This window comes from Ochrobactrum chromiisoli, assembly GCF_026241335.1.
Lineage (GTDB): Bacteria > Pseudomonadota > Alphaproteobacteria > Rhizobiales > Rhizobiaceae > Brucella > Brucella chromiisoli.
Map to the genome: position 1 here is coordinate 198,165 of NZ_JAPHAV010000003.1, position 17,621 is coordinate 215,785.

Consider the following 17,621-nt stretch of genomic DNA (forward strand, 5'->3'; position numbering starts at 1 on the left):
AGCAAATCGATCCGACAGGCACAAGCCTATTCTTGAACTTCGCCCAATCTTTTTGAAAATAATAGAAAAATAATGAGTTATCAGCCGCTGATCCCCTGAAGGCGCTTAATGTCTTCCAGTCTTTTGACGGTTTCTGCATAGCCGATGTCGATTGCCTCAGATGCGCGGTGGAAATCTGCGAGGCCGATTTGTGCAACGGTCGGCATCAGCGACACATCCGGTGGATCGCCAGCCATACGCGCGCGTGAAATGCGGTCCTGAATGATGTTGAAAGCTTCCATCATCACACCCGTTATACCGAGGCGGTTTTCTTTGCCGCCTTGTATGGCTTCGGTGAGATTTTCGCGCTGCGACTGTGCATGTTTGATGACGGCTGCACGTCCGAACTGATCGTAATGAAGGTTCACAGCGAGAACCAAGCGTTGTTCATAGGCGCGGCATACGGAGACTGGAACCGGGTTGACCAGCGCGCCATCGACCAGCACACGCTCCTGCCAGCGGACAGGCTCGAACACGCCGGGCAGTGCAAAGGAAGCGCGCATGGCTTCGACTAAAGGGCCATTTGAAAGCCAGATTTCATGGCCGGTGTGCAATTCGGTGCAAACAGCCACGAAGGGGCGGTCAAGCTCCTCAAGGCGCAAGCCATCGAGATGCTCACGCATACGATTGTCAAGCTTCATGCCACCGAACAGACCACTACCGCGAAATGTGATGTCGAGAAGATTGAACATCCGCCGCCGCGTGAGACTGCGCGCAAATTCTTCCAGTTGATCGAGCTTTCCGGCGAGATAGCATCCGCCGACCAATGCGCCGATTGAGGTGCCGGCAATCATTTCAATCTCGATCCCAGCCTCATCAAGTGCGCGCAGCACGCCAATATGCGCCCATCCACGCGCGGCACCGCCGCCCAGAGCAAGGGCAATGCGGCGCGGCTGATGTCGCACCTGTGGCTGATTGATGATTTCTTCTTCAGGCGTCAGGGCTTGTGGATTGGCAGCCCTGCGCCTTTGACCCCATGCACGCATATCGATTAAGCACCTCTTGTTTTGATGATATTACCAAAACACGGTATCGAAACAATAAATGCTGCGATTTGAAGGCCAAGAAAAAACTTAGAGCGACCTTTGTATGCTCAACAGCAGCCCGTTAGTGCTGGTGGTCGCAGGAGCCATTCAGTGACAGGCTGACCTGACCATTTTCGGACTGCACCTGACGATAAAAGCAGGAGCGCCGACCGGTGTGGCAGGTTGGGCCATCGCCTGCGACGCGAACCTTGAGCCACAGAGCATCCTGATCGCAATCGGTGCGCAGTTCGATCACGCTTTGCAGGTTGCCGGATGTCTCGCCCTTTTTCCAAAGCGTGTTGCGGGAGCGCGACCAATAATGCGCAATCCCGGTTTCAAGCGTCAGGCGCAGCGCTTCTTCATTCATATGTGCGACCATGAGCAATTCACCATCATGCGCATCCGTCACGACGGCTGTGATGAGGCCGGAAGCGTCGAAGCGCGGCATGAAAACCGCACCTTCTTCAATCGCCTTCTTGTCGGAAGGTTGGGCAGGGAAAAAGCTCATTGTTGCGCCTGATAAATTGGTTTTACTTGCGGATAAGGCTCATGAAGCGGACCTGTTCGTTCACTTCTTCCTTAAAAGTGCCGGTAAAGGTGGTGGTGATCGTGCTTGAACCCTGCTTACGGATGCCGCGCATCGCCATGCACATATGTTCCGCGTCGATCATGACTGCAACGCCGCGTGGCTTGAGAATACGCTGAATGCTATCAGCGATCTGCGCGGTAATGCTTTCCTGCGTTTGCAGGCGACGGGCAAAAATATCAACAACGCGTGCAATCTTGGACAGGCCAAGCACCTTGCCATCAGGCAGATAGGCGACATGCGCCTTGCCGATAATTGGCACCATATGGTGTTCGCAATGCGAGAAGAAGGAAATGTCCTTCACCAACACCATATCGTTATAACCCGAGACTTCCTCAAAAGTCGTGCCCAGCACATCTTCCGGGCTCTCATCATAGCCACCAAAAAGTTCGCTATAGGATTTTGCAACACGCATGGGCGTATCGAGAAGCCCTTCACGGTCGGGATTGTCGCCGGCCCAGCGAAGAAGGGTTCGCACAGCAGCTTCTGCTTCGGCCTGTGTTGGCTTTGGCGATTCTTTGGAAACAATGGGTTCGTTATCGATCGGAAGGATGCGAGCGTCCATTCGTATTCTCCAGTAGTCTCCTTCACGGAGGAGACGAGTTAAACGGACAATACAGCGATGCGTCTTGCGAACGTGCGATGTATTGATCCGGCAACACCAAGCTGCCGGACGGATATTTGTGCGACTTCATAACCATGCGATAATCTGACCATGGCGCAGCTGCGCACTGCCTATTATATAGACAGGAAAATGCAACTTCAAACCGTTACCGGACGACAATTTTGCATTTTTATCCGGTAAGGCGGAAGGTTCATCTCAATGATAGACGATGTATATAACAAACGTATCCTTGAATTTGCAGGGAACATTGAACGACTGGGACGCATTGCGGAGCCTGATGCCGTGGCGACTGTTCATTCAAAATTGTGCGGTTCGACAGTGACTGTTTATCTCAAGATGGCGGATGGGGTGGTTACGGACTTTGCACATGAGGTGAAGGCTTGCGCTTTGGGGCAGGCGTCATCCTCAGTTATGGCGCGCAATGTGGTCGGTTGCACGGCGCAGGAATTGCGCGTTGCGCGCGATTCTATGTACAAGATGCTCAAGGAAAATGGTCCTGCACCTGACGGTCGTTTTGAAGATCTGAAATATTTTGAACCGGTGCGAGACTACAAAGCCCGTCATGCTTCAACGCTTTTGACATTTGATGCAGTTGTCGACTGCATCCGTCAAATCGAGGAAAAGGTGCAGGCCGCCTGATGTGCAATTGCGGGAAAGATCATCCGGCCAAGGCTGCGATCAATAAGAAGCGACAAACCCGCAATTTTACCGATCCTTGGCGCAAAACACCGGGCAGGGTGCTGGGGACGGGTTTGATCAGACTTTACCAGCTCACGCTTTCATCCTTTATCGGCAATTCCTGCCGCCATATGCCGACCTGTTCAGAATATACCTACGAATCTGTTGCTCGTTACGGATTGTGGAACGGCAGCTGGATGGGGCTTTTTCGTATCATGCGCTGTGGTCCCATGGGGACTCACGGTTTTGACCCTGTGCCAAGAGAACTTTCAGACGAATTTCGGTGGTATTTGCCCTGGCGATTCTGGCGAGTTTCATCACCCAGGCGCTGAAAAACTGTTAAAAATTGTTGATTTATTGTGTGTTGCTCAGAATTCGTTAATGATAAATCGGTTTTATCAGGAAATGCAAATCAAGTTGAGCAAGCGTCTTTTTCACGCCGCAATTCGACTTCATTTGCAATGAGTTTTCTCTTCTTGTGAGCCATCATGCATAAATTATCGTCACGCATCTCCCGGCTGATTGCAGGTGTTGCGCTTGGTGCCAGCATCTTCTGTGCAACCAACGCTATGGCCAATGTTTCATGGGTTGTGTTTGATGCCGATAGTGGCGTGATTCTTGGGCAGGATGGCTCAACCGTACAACATGCGCCTGCATCGCTTGCCAAGATGATGACCCTTTATCTGGCTTTTGAGGCCTTGAAGACCGGTCGGATTCATTGGGACGATCAGATGCCGATTTCTAAAAATGCGGCGGCAAAAGTCAGAATGAAACTCTGGCTCAAGGCAGGTGAAACCATTTCGGTTCGCGATGCGATCAGCGGTATGATTGTCGTATCTGCCAATGATGCAGCCACTGTCATGGGCGAATATCTGGGTGGTTCAGAAGCCTCTTTTGGTCGCCTGATGACGCAGAGAGCCCGAAATCTCGGCATGAAGAGTACCTATTTCGTCAATCCATCGGGTTTGACCGGAAAGATGACGCAATTGACGACTGCACGCGATATGGCTGTGCTTGGCATGTCGCTGCGCCGTGATTTTCCAAATGAGTATGCGTTGTTTTCCCAGCGTTCCTTCGCTTACAAAGGACGTCCGTTCAACGGTCACAACAATCTGATGTATCGCTATCAGGGCGTTGATGGCATCAAGACCGGATATACGGATGTTTCGGGCTATAATCTCGTTTCCTCCGCGATCATCAATGACAAGCATCTCGTTGGCGTTGTGCTTGGTGCTGGCTCCTCGCGCGAGCGTGATGATCGCATGGCAAAGCTGCTGACACGTTTTGGCAAGGAGGACGCCGGAACCGGCGTCGACGAAATCGTGACTGCTTCGGTTCAGACACCTTTGCCCATTATCTCGCCGCTTATGCCTGAAAAGCCAAAAGCCGATGTGATTGCCGATACGATTGACGACAATAGGATCGAGCAGGGTGATGGCGGCTTTTTGGTGAAAGCTGCGATGTCTGCATGGCGTGTTCAGGTTGGAGCGACCCCATCGCGTTCAGGTGCTGATGCGTTGCAGGCAAAATATCTGCCGGTGGTGAGCCGTCTGGTTCCGGGTACAAAAGGCGAGATTTCGCCATCGACGCGCGGTCGCAAGGTCTATCGTGTGCGCTTCACGGGCTTCAAAGATTCAGATGCAGCGCAAAAGACCTGCGTACAGCTTCAGCAGCAGGGTGTTCCCTGCCTTGCCATTCGCAACTGATTTTCTTTAGTCGTCGGAATTCTGATCGCGCTGTGATGCAGTTTGCCACGGCGCTTTTCCTTTACGTGCTGATCAAAAGAGATTAATAGCCAGTCTTCATTCAAGATTACATAGGCGCGGCTCTGTTACAGAGAGCGCCTTTCGTGAGTAAACCACCCGCAATCGTTGGCGGGACTGGATAAGGAGAATATGATGTCGAACGTTTCCATGCAGTTTCCTGATGGCTCGGTGCGCGAATATGATGCCGCAACAACCGGTGCCGAACTCGCCGAATCGATTTCCAAATCACTTGCCAAGAAAGCCGTGGCTTACGCCGTAGACGGTACCGTGCGTGATCTTTCAGATCCGCTTGGCGCTTCCGGTGCAATCGAAATTTTGACCCGTGAAGATCCACGTGCGCTTGAACTGATCCGTCACGATACGGCGCACGTTCTGGCCGAAGCTGTGCAGGAGCTTTTTCCGGGAACGCAGGTTACAATCGGTCCAGTCATTGAGAACGGCTTTTATTACGACTTTGCGCGGAATGAACCTTTCACGCCCGATGATCTGCCGGTGATTGAAAAGAAGATGCGCGAAATTATTCAGCGCAACAAGCCATTCACCAAGCAGGTGTGGTCGCGCGAGAAGGCCAAGCAGGTTTTTGCCGATAAGGGCGAAAGCTACAAGGTCGAACTCGTTGACGCGATCCCTGAAGGTCAGGATCTGAAAATCTACAATCAGGGCGAATGGTTCGATCTTTGCCGCGGTCCGCATATGGCGTCCACGGGCCAGATCGGCAATTCATTCAAGCTGATGAAGGTTGCTGGTGCCTACTGGCGCGGTGATGCCAACAATCCAATGCTGACCCGCATTTACGGTACGGCATTCGCCAATGATGCCGATCTCAACGCTTATCTTCATATGCTTGAAGAAGCGGAGAAGCGCGATCACCGCCGTCTGGGTCGTGAAATGGACCTGTTCCATTTCCAGGAAGAGGGTCCGGGCGTTGTTTTCTGGCACGCCAAAGGCTGGCGCATGTTCCAGACGCTCGTCGCTTATATGCGCCGTCGTCTCGACAGTCATGGCTATCAGGAAGTCAATGCACCGCAGGTGCTGGACAAGTCGCTTTGGGAGACATCCGGTCACTGGGGTTGGTATCGCGACAACATGTTCAAGGTGACTGTTGCCGGTGATGATACCGACGATGATCGCGTGTTTGCATTGAAGCCTATGAACTGCCCAGGTCACGTTCAGATATTTAAGCATGGTCTTAAGTCTTACCGCGATCTGCCTATAAAGCTTGCAGAATTTGGTAATGTGCATCGCTACGAACCATCGGGGGCATTGCATGGCCTGATGCGTGTGCGTGGCTTCACGCAGGACGATGCGCATGTGTTCTGTACCGAAGAGCAGATGGCTGCTGAATGCCTGCGCATCAACGATCTCATTTTGTCGGTCTATAAAGATTTCGGCTTCAAGGAGATCACGATCAAGCTTTCGACGCGTCCTGAAAAGCGCGTTGGTTCGGATGAATTGTGGGATCGCGCTGAAAGCGTGATGATGACGGTTCTTGAGCAGATCAAGGAACAGTCGGACGACATCAAGACTGGCATTCTGCCAGGTGAGGGTGCGTTCTACGGTCCGAAATTCGAATATACGCTGAAAGATGCGATTGGCCGTGAATGGCAGTGCGGAACGACACAGGTTGATTTCAACCTGCCGGAACGTTTTGGCGCTTTCTACATCGACAGCAATTCGGAAAAGACGCAGCCGGTGATGATCCATCGCGCGATCTGCGGTTCAATGGAGCGTTTTCTCGGCATTCTGATCGAAAACTTCGCCGGTCACATGCCGCTGTGGTTTGCTCCGGTTCAGGTTGTTGTTGCGACGATTACCTCAGAAGCCGATGGCTATGCTGCGGAAGTTGCAGCCAAACTCAAGGCGGCAGGCTTGCAGGTCGTGACTGACACACGCAACGAGAAGATCAACTATAAGGTTCGCGAACATTCGGTTCAGAAGGTTCCGGTGATTCTCGTTTGCGGTATGCGTGAAGCGGAAGAAAAGACGGTTAATATGCGTCGTCTTGGCTCGCGCGATCAGGAATCCATGACGCTGGATGAAGCGATTGCTCGTCTGAGCGAAGAGGCAACACCGCCAGATCTCCTGCGTCTGCGCAACGCATAAACAAAAAGGCCCACTTCAAGTGGGCCTTTTCGCAATTTTACTGGAAATGCTTTAGTCCTGAGCGGCGTCGTTGTCTGTCAGTGCTTCCGACTCGCGGTTGGCGATGACTTCCACTTCTTCATTGTGGCCCGAGGTCACTTTGAAGTCGCGCTGATAAATTCGGTCTTTGTTTTTCGCGATGGCGACATAGTCACCCTCGATGAGAACCATCGATGAATAAGCGCCTGCGCTTTCACGAACCACATCACCCGAAGCATTGAGTATCGACCATGACGTGTCAGCGAGCGCTTCACCGCCTTTTTCACGCACCAGTTTTAGAATGACTTCCGCAGCGCGATGTTGAACTGTGGCTTCTGTCAGTTTGCCTGCCTCGACCCGAATATCGGCGCGGATTATCGCATTGGCCGTGCCATAATTGGAGACAACGTGATAAGTGCCGCTGTTTAGCCGGATGATAGTATCCGGTTTTACATCGGGAACGATCAGCGAGCGTTCACTATTGTCCTCATCGGCATAGATAGAGAAGCGAACAAGGTCGCTTTTGATTTTGCCGGCATCCGGCAGGACGGCGCTTAGCTTCATTCCGCCAGCATCAAGCGTCATGACTTCATGACGAATGCCATTGGTGAGCGTAATGCGCTTGGTTGCGCCTGCACGGCCATATGCGGCATGAACCAGATAACTGCCTTCTGGCAGGTTGAAAACCGCGCTGCCACCCTTTGACGATGCAATCAGCGCCAATTGCCCGTCCGGGCCAACCTCTGGCGCAAAAACACGCCAGACAAGCCCAGAGGGTATATCCGGCCCATCTTGATTAAGACGGGCTTTCAGATCAAGCTCACTGGTTTTAACGAGAGGGTTGTTTTCAGGGCTGGACGGATTTGCATAGGGACTGAGTTTTGGCAGGTCGAGCTTTGGCTGCGGGAGGTCAGGCAGGCCGATTGTGCCGTTAATGTCCTGCGCAAGTGCCGGTGACGATGCAATCAGGGCAAGCGAAACAGCCGCTACAAGTGCCTTGCTGCGTGATAATTTCGTATGCTTTTTCTGAAACAGGTCTGAGCGATCTGACATGGTGATGTTTTGCACTCAAGCGCATGGCAAATTCAAGGCTAAACTGACCGTTGTGTTTCAAATTTATCATTGCGCCTGACGCATCGTCATTGATTTTAGGCTTTACACCTTCATGATGTCGCGCGAGAAGAAGTCGCCTCCATTGAAGTGGAGCGATTTATGCAGATTTGAGCGATGAGGTTTCCCCCCGTGACACATCCGGTCTTTGAGTTTCTGGCGCAGCGCAGTTCCACGCCGATTTCCGCGATTTCCGAGCCAGCGCCGCAAGGTGCTGAGCTTGACGAATTGCTGAAAGTTGCAGCCCGCGTGCCTGATCATGGCCGTCTGACGCCATGGCGCTTCATCCTGTATCGCGGTGATGTGCGCCATCAGGTTGGTGCATATCTTGCCAAGCGCGCTGAGGAGCGGGAAGGGCCGTTGCCCGATAGCCGCAGGGATCAGGAGCGCGCGCGTTTTGCACGTGCGCCATTGGTTGTTGGTGTTATCTCCTCACCGGTGGCGCATGAGCGTATCCCGGAATGGGAGCAGTTTCTTTCAGCTGGTGCGGTAGCCATGAACCTTTGCACGGCAGCCAATGCGCTCGGCTATGCAACGAACTGGATTACCAACTGGTATTCGGATGATGCACCGGCTCGCGCCTATCTCGGCCTTTCGCCAGACGAGCGGGTTGCGGGTTTTGTTCATGTTGGAACAGCGAAAAACAAAATGCCGGAACGCCCGCGTGCAGATATGGATAAGATTGTGTCCGATTATAATGGCCCGTGGTCATCTTGATGTTGAATATTAGCAAACTTGCTTAAACGCTGGAAAACCCGATGTTTTATGAACCACAATCAGGTCATAATCTGCCTCATAATCCATTCAAGGCGATCGTTGCACCACGCCCCATCGGCTGGATCGGAACACGTTCAAAGACGGGGGCCGTAAACCTCGCACCCTATTCCTTTTTCAATGCAGTATGTGACACGCCGCCGATGATCATGTTTTCATCCAGCGGGGTGAAAGACAGCGTGACATTTATTGAGGAAACGGGTGAATTTACAGCCAGTCTGGTCAGTGATCATCTTAAAGAGCATATGAATGCAACATCGGTAAATGCCCCGCGCGGTATCAGCGAGTTTTCATATGCCGGACTGACTGCCGCCCCAAGCAAGCTCATCGCAGCGCCCTTTGTACAAGAGGCCTATGCGGCCCTTGAATGTGTGGCCGTTGAAGTTCAAAATTTGCAGGACAAAGAGGGCAGGCGAACCGATAATTACATGGTGATCGGCGAAGTTGTTGGTGTTCACATTGATGAATCCGTGCTGACAGACGGCCTGTTCGACATCCGAAAAGCCAAGCCGGTAACACGCCTTGGCTATATGGATTATGCGACCACGCAAGAGGTCTATCAGATGACCCGCCCAAAATGGGTAGATAAGTCGTGAGGAAAGGGGCTGATTAAAGCCCCTTTTTCTTCGCCTCGACCCAAATGGCTTCCATATCATCAAGCTGGGCTGATTCGAGATTGCCACCGGATTCTTTGAGCGATTTTTCGATATAATCGAAGCGGCGCTTGAACTTGTCATTGGTGGCGATCAATGCGGTTTCGGGGTCGATTTCCAGATGCCTGCCGAGGTTGACCATCGCGAAAAGAAGATCGCCATATTCCTCCTGAATATGGGCCTTGTCGTGAGATGCCATTGCCTCTTTGAGTTCTGCGGTTTCCTCGGCAATCTTGTCAAGGATGGGGGCTGCTTCAGACCAGTCGAAGCCAACCTTGGCAGCTTTTTGCTGGAGCTTTAATGCGCGCAACAGGGCAGGGAAGGCCTTCGGAATATCATCTAGATAGCGGGTTTTCTCGACCGTTTCCAAACCAAGCTTTGCGCGGCGTTCTGCGCGCTCTGCTTTTTCCTCAGCCTTGATGCGGTTCCATGATCCCTTGGCCAGGCCTGCGCTTCTGGCTTCTTCATCGCCAAATACATGCGGGTGGCGACGGATCATTTTGCGCGTGATGGCTTCGACCACATCACCAAAGGCGAACTGGCCCTGTTCTTCCGCCATGCGCGAATGAAACACCACCTGCAACAACAGATCACCAAGCTCTTCGCGCAAATCATCCACATCATCGCGTTCGATGGCGTCGAGAACCTCATAGACCTCTTCAAGCGTATAGGGTGCAATCGATTGCGATGTCTGTTCAACGTCCCATGGGCAGCCAGTTTCTGGATTGCGCAGGGCGATCATGATTTCGAGAAGACGGTCAATATTGCGGGAAGGTTCCATCTTCGCTCCATAAAAAGTGATGAGGCACTGTTCGGGTAATTTGCGAGAATTGTATGGACCGGGTTGCAGTCCGCTTCGGTTTTGGCATAGTCAGCACAAAGACCGGGATCGCATATCAAGGCGATATGTTCAACAAGCAGGTATTGAGAGAATGACGATTCTTGTAACGGGTGGTGCCGGATATATCGGTTCGCATACATGCGTGCAGTTGATTGAAGCTGGCCATGATGTTGTTGTGGTCGATAATTTTGATAACAGCAGCCCGGAATCACTCCACCGTGTAGAGAGAATTACCGGCCGGGCACCGATCCGTGAGCCGGGCGACATTCGGGATCGTGCGCTTCTTGAACAGATTATTAAGCGCCATAAATGCACGGCCGTTATTCATTTTGCTGGCCTCAAGGCCGTTGGTGAATCGAACGAAAAGCCGCTGCATTATTACGATTGCAATGTGGTTGGCACGCTGCGTTTGTTGCAGGCAATGGAAGCGACGGGTGTTAAGACACTTGTTTTCAGCTCGTCGGCAACGGTTTATGGCGAACCGGAAAAGCTGCCGATTACCGAAGACCAGCCACTTTCTGCGACTAATCCTTATGGGCGGACAAAGCTGATCATCGAAGAGATGCTGCGCGATCTTTATAACAGTGATAAGAGCTGGAAAATTGCCATTTTGCGCTATTTCAATCCGGTAGGTGCGCATGAAAGCGGTCTGATCGGTGAAGATCCCAAAGGGATTCCAAACAATCTGATGCCGATCATTGCGCAGGTGGCAACCGGTCGCCGCGAAAAGCTCCATATCTGGGGCAATGATTACGATACGCCCGATGGCACCGGCGTGCGTGATTATATTCATGTGGTTGATCTTGCGGCCGGACACCTGAAAGCACTGAAAAAGCTGGATGAACCGACGTGTTTCTCTGTCAATCTCGGGACAGGGCACGGCTACAGTGTTCTTGATGTGGTTAAGGCTTTTGAGCACGTCTCAAACCGTGAGATCAAATATGAGCTTTCACCGCGCCGTCCCGGTGATGTGGCAGAATGCTATGCTGACCCGGCTTTTGCGCGTGATTTTCTTGGCTGGACTGCTCAGAAGGATTTGCGCGAAATGTGCAAAGACATGTGGAACTGGCAATCGAAGAATCCTGACGGATACAATGTAGATTGATTTTTCAAAGCCGCTCGCTTTGGTGGAATTATGTTGCAAACTCCCTGAAAAGTGAACGGATCAGCCCTCCAGCCTGTCCTTTCGTGTTGTGCCTGCTTTTGATGGGGCTATTACAAGCGGGAAATAATTGCTCATGATGAAAGCGCCCCAACCCATTCGAAACGAGGGCTTTCAGATTGATGCGCTGAAGGACTGACGAGATAATGCGTTTTCTACCCGATAAGTTCACCTGCATGTTGATCGCAACGATTGTGCTTGCATCAGTCCTTCCTGTGCAGGGTGATTTTGCTGTTTGGTTTGCCATTGCGACCAAGGTCGCGGTGGGGCTTTTGTTCTTCCTTCATGGTGCGCGGCTATCGCGTGAAGCCGTCATTGCCGGTGTCATTCACTGGAGGCTGCATCTGGTGGTAGGCTGCGCAACATTCGTTCTTTTCCCAATTCTGGGACTTGTTGCTGGCTGGACAATTCCGGGGCTCGCGCAGTCTCCGTTTTACCTTGGTATTCTTTATCTCTGTGTGTTGCCGTCCACTGTGCAATCATCCATCGCTTTTACGTCAATGGCTGGCGGTAATGTGTCGGCAGCGATTGTTTCGGCGTCCGCATCCAATATTTTCGGTATGTTTCTGACACCATTGCTGGTGGGATTGCTTTTTGCTGTTAAAGGCAGCGGTGGAATTTCGATCGATGCGCTCCAGTCGATTTTGCTGCAATTGCTTGCGCCCTTTGTGCTGGGGCAGATTTTGCAGCCATGGATCGGTCATTTCATGCGTCGCCATAGCAAAGCGCTTGGTTTTGTCGATCGCGGTTCCATCCTTATGGTCGTCTATCTGGCTTTCAGCGAGGCCATTGTTGAAGGCCTTTGGCGCACGGTTTCGTGGAATGATCTCGGCGTGATGTTTGGTGTGAATATAATGCTTCTGGTCATCGTGATGCTGGCGACGTGGTATGGCAGCAAGTGGCTGGGCTTTCATCGTGCCGATCGTATCACCATCATGTTCTGCGGCTCCAAAAAGAGCCTTGCCAGTGGTGCACCCATGGCAAGCGCCATCTTTGCAGGTGCGAATGTTGGCAGTGTCGTGCTGCCGCTGATGCTGTTTCACCAAATTCAGCTTATGGCCTGCGCTGTTATTGCGCGCAGGCTTGCAGAGCATAAACCCAGCGCCACGATAAAAGCAGCTGCTGCGGAGTAGGGGCCTTCGCGCATTATCTTTTTGCGGTTTGCTTGTCATACCGGGAAAGAAAATCTACAGAGAAATTCCAATCGGTCGTGTCGGGAAAGGCAAGTTTTATGGCGGACAAGAACAAAGAGACTTTCGATCAGGAAGCGCTTGCAGAAGCCTATAATCTCGCGCTTTCGCTCGAAAAATCCGGCGATCTGGATGCTGCGGCCAAAGCTTATGAGGACGTGTTGCGCATTGATCCCGATGATCATGGTGGTGCTGCGGTCCGCCTCGCAAGCATGGGGCGCGGATCCGTTCCGCCAAAAGCGCCGGATGCCTATGTGTCGACGTTGTTTGATCAGCATGCAGAGATGTTCGACACAATTCTTGTCGATCAGCTTGGCTATGATGTGCCATTGCAGTTGCGTGAAATGCTTCTCGAAATGGATGAAGAGTTTCAGGCGGAACGCATGCTGGATCTTGGCTGCGGCACCGGGCTTTCAGCCGATGCGCTTGATGATATGGCCGAACACAAGACTGGCGTTGATATCTCTGAAAACATGATCGAAGTTGCTTATGACAAAGGCGATTATGATGCGCTTTTTGTGGGCGAAGCCGTCAAGTTTCTTGAAAACACGCAGGAAGACGCCTGGGATTTGATCGTCGCGACCGATGTGCTGCCTTATATGGGGGAACTCGAAGCGTTTTTTGCGGGCGTTGCCAGGCATCTTAAGGCAGACGGATATTTCTGCTTCTCCAGCGAAACGCAAAGCGATGCGCGATTTGCGGATCGTCACTTCATGGTTGGTGATTTCCAGCGTTTTGCACATGCACAGTCTTATGTCCGCTCGCAGTTGTCTGAGCATGGAATGGACTGCATTCGCTGCGAAGATATCACTGTGCGCAGTGAGCAAGGCTCGCCAGTACCAGGGCATCTTTATATCGCTAAACGCCGCTAAAACGGCATGATGATACGTCCGGTTGTTCCATAATCCATATTATGCAATTCAATCTTATGACGGCAATATACAGATGCGACACATGGGCAAATTAGAGATGCGACCTTTCTAGGCCGCTTGAGTTTATAAGAATATACTCATACATAGCTCATGGTATTGAGCTTGCAGATTATTTTATGGAGAGGATGAGTTTCATGGGTAAAATTTCAGTCTTGCTGATCGCAATGCTAATCATGGCGGGATGCACAACTTCAGAGAAAGACGTCAGTATCGGAACTGTTGCTGGTGCCGCGATCGGCGGAATCGCTGGAGGTGGCCGTGGCGCACTGATTGGTGCCGGAGCGGGTGCGATTGGTGGTTTACTTGTTCGCAATCTGCGCAACGGTAAATGCGAATACAGAAACAGCCGTGGCCAGATTTACACTGCACGCTGCCGTTAAAATAATAGCAAGGCAGGGCTTTAATGGCCCTGCCCTGTACATGGATTTTATAAAAAACAATACCCTTTAATTTGCATATTTTACGAACGGTATATTTTATGACCGACATCAATGCGATTGCCGGTTGGGGTCTTCAATACGAATGTTCGCAGGTCAAAGCCCTTATCCTGCAAGGCCTTTAGCAGGTTCTGTTTGATCGCAATCATTTCTCTTATTACGGATTTCAACAGGGCTGCTGATTGTCGATCTAAGACCAAAGCATGCGTGTAATCGTTGTTGACTTGCGCTATTACCCCCATGCGCCGAATCCGATCGTCAGCTTAAATGCTTCGCGCACCGGAGAGTGTTGTTTCCGGCCTAAAGCCGGTCTCCAAGGAAGGTAGATTACATGTTGGAAGCACGTATCAGGAACGCATCCCTGCGTGATAAGATCATTACGGCAGAACAAGCTGCCAGCCTGATCAAAGATGGCATGATTATAGGCATGAGCGGGTTTACGCGTTCAGGTGATGCCAAGGCAGTTCCTTTAGCGATGGCGGCGCGTGCTGCAAATGATCCATTCCAGATCACCTTGATTACCGGCGCGTCCCTTGGCCATGATGTCGATAAGGTGCTGACCGAAGCCCATGTGCTTGCGCGTCGCATGCCTTTTCAGGTGGATCGTACTTTGCGTGCCGCAATCAATCGCGGTGAAGTCATGTTCATTGATCAGCATCTCTCGGAGACGGTCGAACAATTGCGTTCGAACCAGATCGGCCCCATTGACTACGCCGTGGTCGAAGCCCTGGCGATCACTGAAAATGGCGGCATTATTCCAACGACATCCATTGGTAACTCTGCGAGCTTCGCAATTCTGGCCGATAAGGTCATTGTCGAGGTTAATCTCAATCAGCCACTGGCGCTTGAGGGATTGCACGACATCTATATTCCAACGAAGCGCCCTTCCCGCGATCCAATTCCGGTGACGGCCTGCGACAGCCGTGTTGGCCTGCCCTATATTCCGATTCCGCCTGAGAAGATCGCCGGCATTGTTATCACCCATGAGAACGACAGCGCCTCGACGGTGGAACCTGCCGATGGCGAAACCATTGCCATTGCTTCGCATCTCATCGAGTTTCTTCTCAAAGAAGTCGATGCAGGTCGCCTTGATCTGACACTCAATCCTTTGCAGGCAGGTATTGGTACAATTGCCAATGCTGTTCTCAATGGCTTTGTGGATAGTCCGTTTCATAATCTGCGGATGTATAGTGAAGTGCTGCAAGACAGCACTTTCGATCTTTTCGATGCTGGCAAACTCGATTACGCCTCCGGCTCATCCATCACGTTAAGTCCTGCCTGTGGCGAGCGCGTGTTTAGTAATATTGACCGCTATCGCGACAAGCTGATTTTACGCCCTCAGGAAATCAGCAATCACCCGGAAGTTATTCGTCGTCTTGGCATCATCGGCATCAATACCGCGCTTGAGTTTGACATCTACGGCAATGTGAATTCCACCCATGTCGATGGCACACATATGATGAACGGGATCGGCGGTTCCGGTGATTTTGCGCGTAATGCCTACATTTCAATATTTGTCAGCAAGTCCGAAGCGAAGAATGGCGCCATATCGTCTATCGTGCCGATGGTCACCCATGTCGATCACACCGAGCATGATGTCGATATTCTTGTGACAGAACAAGGGCTGGCCGATCTACGCGGGCTTGCACCACGTGAACGGGCACGGCTTATTATCAATAATTGCGCGCACCCGGATTATCGCGACCAGCTCAATGATTATTTTGAACGTGCTTGCAACAGAGGCGGTCACACCCCTCACCTGCTTGAAGAAGCATTTAGCTGGCATGACCGGCGTAAGCAGACGGGTTCGATGCAAAAATAACGGCTGTGTATTTGGAGTGCCGATTTGATTGAATCAGATCGGCTTTCCTTTCATTCCGGTCGAAATCTGCTCTCATCGGCGGCATAAGTCGCCGATTTCCTTTCGTAAATGACTGGAACCTTATTCTGATAGGAACGTTAACCGGCATATCATCTTTGCAACAGGATGATGGAGATTGGGGACAGTTATTGGCTCGGAAACGGGCCGCGCTTCCCATTATCATACCGCTCTGTTCGGCCTCCAGATGGAACGGTCGCCGAAAGAGTTAAGAAACATCCGTTCCGGGAAGGGTCCGACTGCTTATGTCTATCCTCATTAGCCTTCTGATAACAATTCTGGTTATCTTTCTCGTCCTTTACCTCATCAATATGCTACCGCTTGATGGGAAAGTGAAACAGATCGCCCAGGTGATTGTCATTATTATCGGTATCGTATCGCTCTTGAAATATCTGGCAGTCTTTTAGAGCATTCCAAGCCAAAGGGCGAAGTGGGTTTGCGTGGGATAATGGGTGAACCCAAACAGAAAGAGCACGCCCGTTGATTCAGTCAGATCGAACCGCGCCAGAGCGCGTTTCGATTTTCTTGAATCCGATATTTGCTCTAAATCATTCTATTTTAAGCATAATTTTATTGGCTTTTGTTTCGCTTCAGTCGGGTTGTGCGCCGATGTGAAAAATTACAGCAAATGTTATTTCTTTTAAAGATTGTTGTCTCAAGACGAATCTATGAGTAAGATATTGATGATGCACTACTTTAGATTGTGTTTTTAATGGCACACATATATAAATAATTGTATTCGTGCAGGAATGTAGCTTTTATCAAAATGTTGCACCTCCTATAAGGCCTCTGAGGGCGCGTTTCGGGCTGATTGTATCGGGGGCGTGTTCGGATTTTATTTCAGCGCGCAACTTGTCTGGTCGCAATGGGATCAGAAATTAGTCCTATGGACTGGTTTCTCAGCATCGGCGGTTGGCGTTTCGGGGCTGTGCACTAACGATCTAGTCTGTTCATACAGGGTTCAGCAACAGACACCTAAAATATCTTCATAGGGTTGGGGGATTTCATAGATATGAAGACGGTTTTATGGAAGGCAGCGTTCATAACGTTGTGTGTCGTTCTGTTTTCCTTAGCAACCAGCTTTGTTGTCGGATTCTTTTTCGGTTCACTGCCGGGACGGGCAGCTATCAGCCTGAGTGCAGGCATTCCGATAGTTACCGCCTTCCCTTCGCTTGTTTATATTTTCTATCATTATAGCAAACTTCAGGATGCCTATGCGCAGCTTGAAAAAGCGCATACCGAATTGCAGGCGCGCTCGCGCGTTGATCATATGACTGGATTGCTCAACCGCGAAGCACTGTTCGACGCTATGAAAATCAGCCGCTCGCGCATTGAAAATGGAACTTTGCTTGTCATCGATGCCGATCATTTTAAAGCAATCAATGATACATTCGGGCATAGTGTGGGTGATCGTGCACTCAAGCTGATTGCATTTGCGCTTCAAAATGTGACGCGCAAGGGTGATCTTGTCGGGCGTATTGGTGGCGAGGAGTTTTGCGTTTTTCTTCCCGGGGCTACGGGAGAAACAGGTATGCGCGTTGCGCAGAGAATACGTTCAGAGGTGGAAAACACACCGTTCCATGCCACCGAATATCAGATATACCCGCTGACAATCAGTATCGGTGTGGCATCTGCGCCAAAGAATGAATCCAATTCTCAGGTGTTGAGCCGGGCTGACCGTTGCCTTTATATGGCCAAGCAGCGCGGTCGAAATTGCGTGGTGTTTGATGAAGAAAGCGGACGTATTACAAGCGCGTCTGTCGTTTCAATCACCAACGGACGCGAAGTCGCGCGGGGCTAACC

At 51.2% G+C, this 17,621-nt stretch carries 19 protein-coding genes; 13 read left to right on the plus strand and 6 right to left on the minus strand.

Going from position 1 to position 17,621, the window contains the following annotated elements; genetic code table 11:
- Nucleotides 1–80: 80 nt before the first annotated feature.
- From OPR82_RS10155 to folE, 3 genes are all read right to left on the minus strand, one after another.
- Nucleotides 81–1,025: a patatin-like phospholipase family protein gene (locus OPR82_RS10155; protein ID WP_265984668.1), complete on the minus strand. Its 945-nt coding sequence runs from the start codon at nucleotides 1,023–1,025 to the stop codon at nucleotides 81–83.
- Between the two features lie 121 nt (nucleotides 1,026–1,146).
- Nucleotides 1,147–1,572, minus strand: a complete 426-nt coding sequence (gene hisI / locus OPR82_RS10160; protein WP_265984669.1) for a phosphoribosyl-AMP cyclohydrolase — start codon at nucleotides 1,570–1,572, stop codon at nucleotides 1,147–1,149.
- Nucleotides 1,573–1,594: 22 nt separating this feature from the next.
- Complete coding sequence (gene folE, locus OPR82_RS10165; protein WP_265984670.1) at nucleotides 1,595–2,215, minus strand: GTP cyclohydrolase I FolE; 621 nt, start codon at nucleotides 2,213–2,215, stop codon at nucleotides 1,595–1,597.
- 258 nt (nucleotides 2,216–2,473) lie between these two features.
- Here folE and OPR82_RS10170 point away from each other — a divergent pair, with 258 nt between their 5' ends.
- The 4 genes from OPR82_RS10170 (at nucleotide 2,474) to thrS (ending at nucleotide 6,822) form a co-directional block, all read left to right on the plus strand.
- Nucleotides 2,474–2,914 (plus strand): iron-sulfur cluster assembly scaffold protein, encoded by a 441-nt coding sequence (locus tag OPR82_RS10170; RefSeq protein ID WP_265984671.1) that lies wholly within the window; start codon nucleotides 2,474–2,476, stop codon nucleotides 2,912–2,914.
- Nucleotides 2,914–3,285, plus strand: a complete 372-nt coding sequence (yidD, locus tag OPR82_RS10175) for a membrane protein insertion efficiency factor YidD (RefSeq protein WP_265984672.1) — start codon at nucleotides 2,914–2,916, stop codon at nucleotides 3,283–3,285. Before OPR82_RS10170 ends, yidD begins: the two co-directional genes overlap by 1 nt.
- A gap of 156 nt (nucleotides 3,286–3,441) precedes the next feature.
- Nucleotides 3,442–4,659: a D-alanyl-D-alanine carboxypeptidase gene (locus tag OPR82_RS10180; protein WP_265984673.1), complete on the plus strand. Its 1,218-nt coding sequence runs from the start codon at nucleotides 3,442–3,444 to the stop codon at nucleotides 4,657–4,659.
- Nucleotides 4,660–4,848: 189 nt separating this feature from the next.
- On the plus strand, nucleotides 4,849–6,822 hold the full coding sequence (thrS, locus tag OPR82_RS10185) for a threonine--tRNA ligase (protein WP_265984674.1): 1,974 nt from the start codon (nucleotides 4,849–4,851) through the stop codon (nucleotides 6,820–6,822).
- Nucleotides 6,823–6,873: 51 nt separating this feature from the next.
- Here thrS and OPR82_RS10190 read toward each other — a convergent pair whose 3' ends face one another.
- Nucleotides 6,874–7,893, minus strand: coding sequence for a hypothetical protein (locus OPR82_RS10190; RefSeq protein WP_265984675.1), 1,020 nt, complete (start codon nucleotides 7,891–7,893; stop codon nucleotides 6,874–6,876).
- 189 nt (nucleotides 7,894–8,082) lie between these two features.
- Between OPR82_RS10190 and OPR82_RS10195 the strand changes: the two genes are divergently transcribed.
- The gene (locus OPR82_RS10195) at nucleotides 8,083–8,667 is read left to right on the plus strand and encodes a nitroreductase family protein (protein ID WP_265984747.1); all 585 of its coding nucleotides are present in this window, start codon (nucleotides 8,083–8,085) and stop codon (nucleotides 8,665–8,667) included.
- A gap of 41 nt (nucleotides 8,668–8,708) precedes the next feature.
- Nucleotides 8,709–9,320, plus strand: coding sequence for a flavin reductase family protein (locus tag OPR82_RS10200; protein ID WP_265984676.1), 612 nt, complete (start codon nucleotides 8,709–8,711; stop codon nucleotides 9,318–9,320).
- Between the two features lie 13 nt (nucleotides 9,321–9,333).
- Here the strand turns inward: OPR82_RS10200 and mazG are convergent, their stop codons facing one another.
- The gene (gene mazG / locus OPR82_RS10205; RefSeq protein WP_265984677.1) at nucleotides 9,334–10,158 is read right to left on the minus strand and encodes a nucleoside triphosphate pyrophosphohydrolase; all 825 of its coding nucleotides are present in this window, start codon (nucleotides 10,156–10,158) and stop codon (nucleotides 9,334–9,336) included.
- 151 nt (nucleotides 10,159–10,309) lie between these two features.
- Here mazG and galE point away from each other — a divergent pair, with 151 nt between their 5' ends.
- The 4 genes from galE to OPR82_RS10225 all read left to right on the plus strand — a co-directional run bounded on the left by galE (nucleotide 10,310) and on the right by OPR82_RS10225 (nucleotide 13,882).
- Complete coding sequence (gene galE, locus OPR82_RS10210; RefSeq protein ID WP_265984678.1) at nucleotides 10,310–11,323, plus strand: UDP-glucose 4-epimerase GalE; 1,014 nt, start codon at nucleotides 10,310–10,312, stop codon at nucleotides 11,321–11,323.
- Nucleotides 11,324–11,526: 203 nt separating this feature from the next.
- On the plus strand, nucleotides 11,527–12,513 hold the full coding sequence (locus tag OPR82_RS10215) for a bile acid:sodium symporter family protein (RefSeq protein WP_265984679.1): 987 nt from the start codon (nucleotides 11,527–11,529) through the stop codon (nucleotides 12,511–12,513).
- A gap of 98 nt (nucleotides 12,514–12,611) precedes the next feature.
- Entirely contained in the window at nucleotides 12,612–13,442 is an 831-nt protein-coding gene (locus OPR82_RS10220; protein ID WP_265984680.1) for a methyltransferase domain-containing protein, read from the plus strand.
- 194 nt (nucleotides 13,443–13,636) lie between these two features.
- Nucleotides 13,637–13,882, plus strand: coding sequence for a YMGG-like glycine zipper-containing protein (locus OPR82_RS10225; protein ID WP_265984681.1), 246 nt, complete (start codon nucleotides 13,637–13,639; stop codon nucleotides 13,880–13,882).
- A gap of 80 nt (nucleotides 13,883–13,962) precedes the next feature.
- Here OPR82_RS10225 and OPR82_RS10230 read toward each other — a convergent pair whose 3' ends face one another.
- Nucleotides 13,963–14,181, minus strand: a complete 219-nt coding sequence (locus OPR82_RS10230) for a hypothetical protein (RefSeq protein ID WP_265984682.1) — start codon at nucleotides 14,179–14,181, stop codon at nucleotides 13,963–13,965.
- 89 nt (nucleotides 14,182–14,270) lie between these two features.
- On the opposite strand from OPR82_RS10230, the gene OPR82_RS10235 reads away from it, so the two are divergent.
- The 3 genes from OPR82_RS10235 (at nucleotide 14,271) to OPR82_RS10245 (ending at nucleotide 17,619) form a co-directional block, all read left to right on the plus strand.
- Nucleotides 14,271–15,761 carry an acetyl-CoA hydrolase/transferase family protein gene (locus tag OPR82_RS10235; RefSeq protein WP_265984683.1) on the plus strand — a complete coding sequence of 497 codons (1,491 nt, stop codon included), beginning with the start codon at nucleotides 14,271–14,273 and terminating at the stop codon, nucleotides 15,759–15,761.
- Between the two features lie 302 nt (nucleotides 15,762–16,063).
- Nucleotides 16,064–16,225 (plus strand): Thivi_2564 family membrane protein, encoded by a 162-nt coding sequence (locus OPR82_RS10240; RefSeq protein ID WP_265984684.1) that lies wholly within the window; start codon nucleotides 16,064–16,066, stop codon nucleotides 16,223–16,225.
- Nucleotides 16,226–16,830: 605 nt separating this feature from the next.
- Nucleotides 16,831–17,619: a GGDEF domain-containing protein gene (locus OPR82_RS10245; protein ID WP_265984685.1), complete on the plus strand. Its 789-nt coding sequence runs from the start codon at nucleotides 16,831–16,833 to the stop codon at nucleotides 17,617–17,619.
- Nucleotides 17,620–17,621: the final 2 nt, after the last annotated feature.

What these genes read in the sequence shown, in the direction of transcription:
- OPR82_RS10240 (WP_265984684.1), top strand. Translation starts at nt 16,064, where the DNA reads ATGTCTATCCTCATTAGCCTTCTGATAACAATTCTGGTTATCTTTCTC.
- mazG (WP_265984677.1), bottom strand. Translation starts at nt 10,158, where the DNA reads ATGGAACCTTCCCGCAATATTGACCGTCTTCTCGAAATCATGATCGCC.
- thrS (WP_265984674.1), top strand. Translation starts at nt 4,849, where the DNA reads ATGATGTCGAACGTTTCCATGCAGTTTCCTGATGGCTCGGTGCGCGAA.
- OPR82_RS10215 (WP_265984679.1), top strand. Translation starts at nt 11,527, where the DNA reads ATGCGTTTTCTACCCGATAAGTTCACCTGCATGTTGATCGCAACGATT.
- OPR82_RS10180 (WP_265984673.1), top strand. Translation starts at nt 3,442, where the DNA reads ATGCATAAATTATCGTCACGCATCTCCCGGCTGATTGCAGGTGTTGCG.
- OPR82_RS10170 (WP_265984671.1), top strand. Translation starts at nt 2,474, where the DNA reads ATGATAGACGATGTATATAACAAACGTATCCTTGAATTTGCAGGGAAC.
- galE (WP_265984678.1), top strand. Translation starts at nt 10,310, where the DNA reads ATGACGATTCTTGTAACGGGTGGTGCCGGATATATCGGTTCGCATACA.
- OPR82_RS10225 (WP_265984681.1), top strand. Translation starts at nt 13,637, where the DNA reads ATGGGTAAAATTTCAGTCTTGCTGATCGCAATGCTAATCATGGCGGGA.
- OPR82_RS10235 (WP_265984683.1), top strand. Translation starts at nt 14,271, where the DNA reads ATGTTGGAAGCACGTATCAGGAACGCATCCCTGCGTGATAAGATCATT.
- OPR82_RS10155 (WP_265984668.1), bottom strand. Translation starts at nt 1,025, where the DNA reads ATGCGTGCATGGGGTCAAAGGCGCAGGGCTGCCAATCCACAAGCCCTG.
- yidD (WP_265984672.1), top strand. Translation starts at nt 2,914, where the DNA reads ATGTGCAATTGCGGGAAAGATCATCCGGCCAAGGCTGCGATCAATAAG.
- OPR82_RS10245 (WP_265984685.1), top strand. Translation starts at nt 16,831, where the DNA reads ATGAAGACGGTTTTATGGAAGGCAGCGTTCATAACGTTGTGTGTCGTT.
- OPR82_RS10190 (WP_265984675.1), bottom strand. Translation starts at nt 7,893, where the DNA reads ATGTCAGATCGCTCAGACCTGTTTCAGAAAAAGCATACGAAATTATCA.
- OPR82_RS10220 (WP_265984680.1), top strand. Translation starts at nt 12,612, where the DNA reads ATGGCGGACAAGAACAAAGAGACTTTCGATCAGGAAGCGCTTGCAGAA.
- folE (WP_265984670.1), bottom strand. Translation starts at nt 2,215, where the DNA reads ATGGACGCTCGCATCCTTCCGATCGATAACGAACCCATTGTTTCCAAA.
- OPR82_RS10200 (WP_265984676.1), top strand. Translation starts at nt 8,709, where the DNA reads ATGTTTTATGAACCACAATCAGGTCATAATCTGCCTCATAATCCATTC.
- OPR82_RS10230 (WP_265984682.1), bottom strand. Translation starts at nt 14,181, where the DNA reads ATGGGGGTAATAGCGCAAGTCAACAACGATTACACGCATGCTTTGGTC.
- hisI (WP_265984669.1), bottom strand. Translation starts at nt 1,572, where the DNA reads ATGAGCTTTTTCCCTGCCCAACCTTCCGACAAGAAGGCGATTGAAGAA.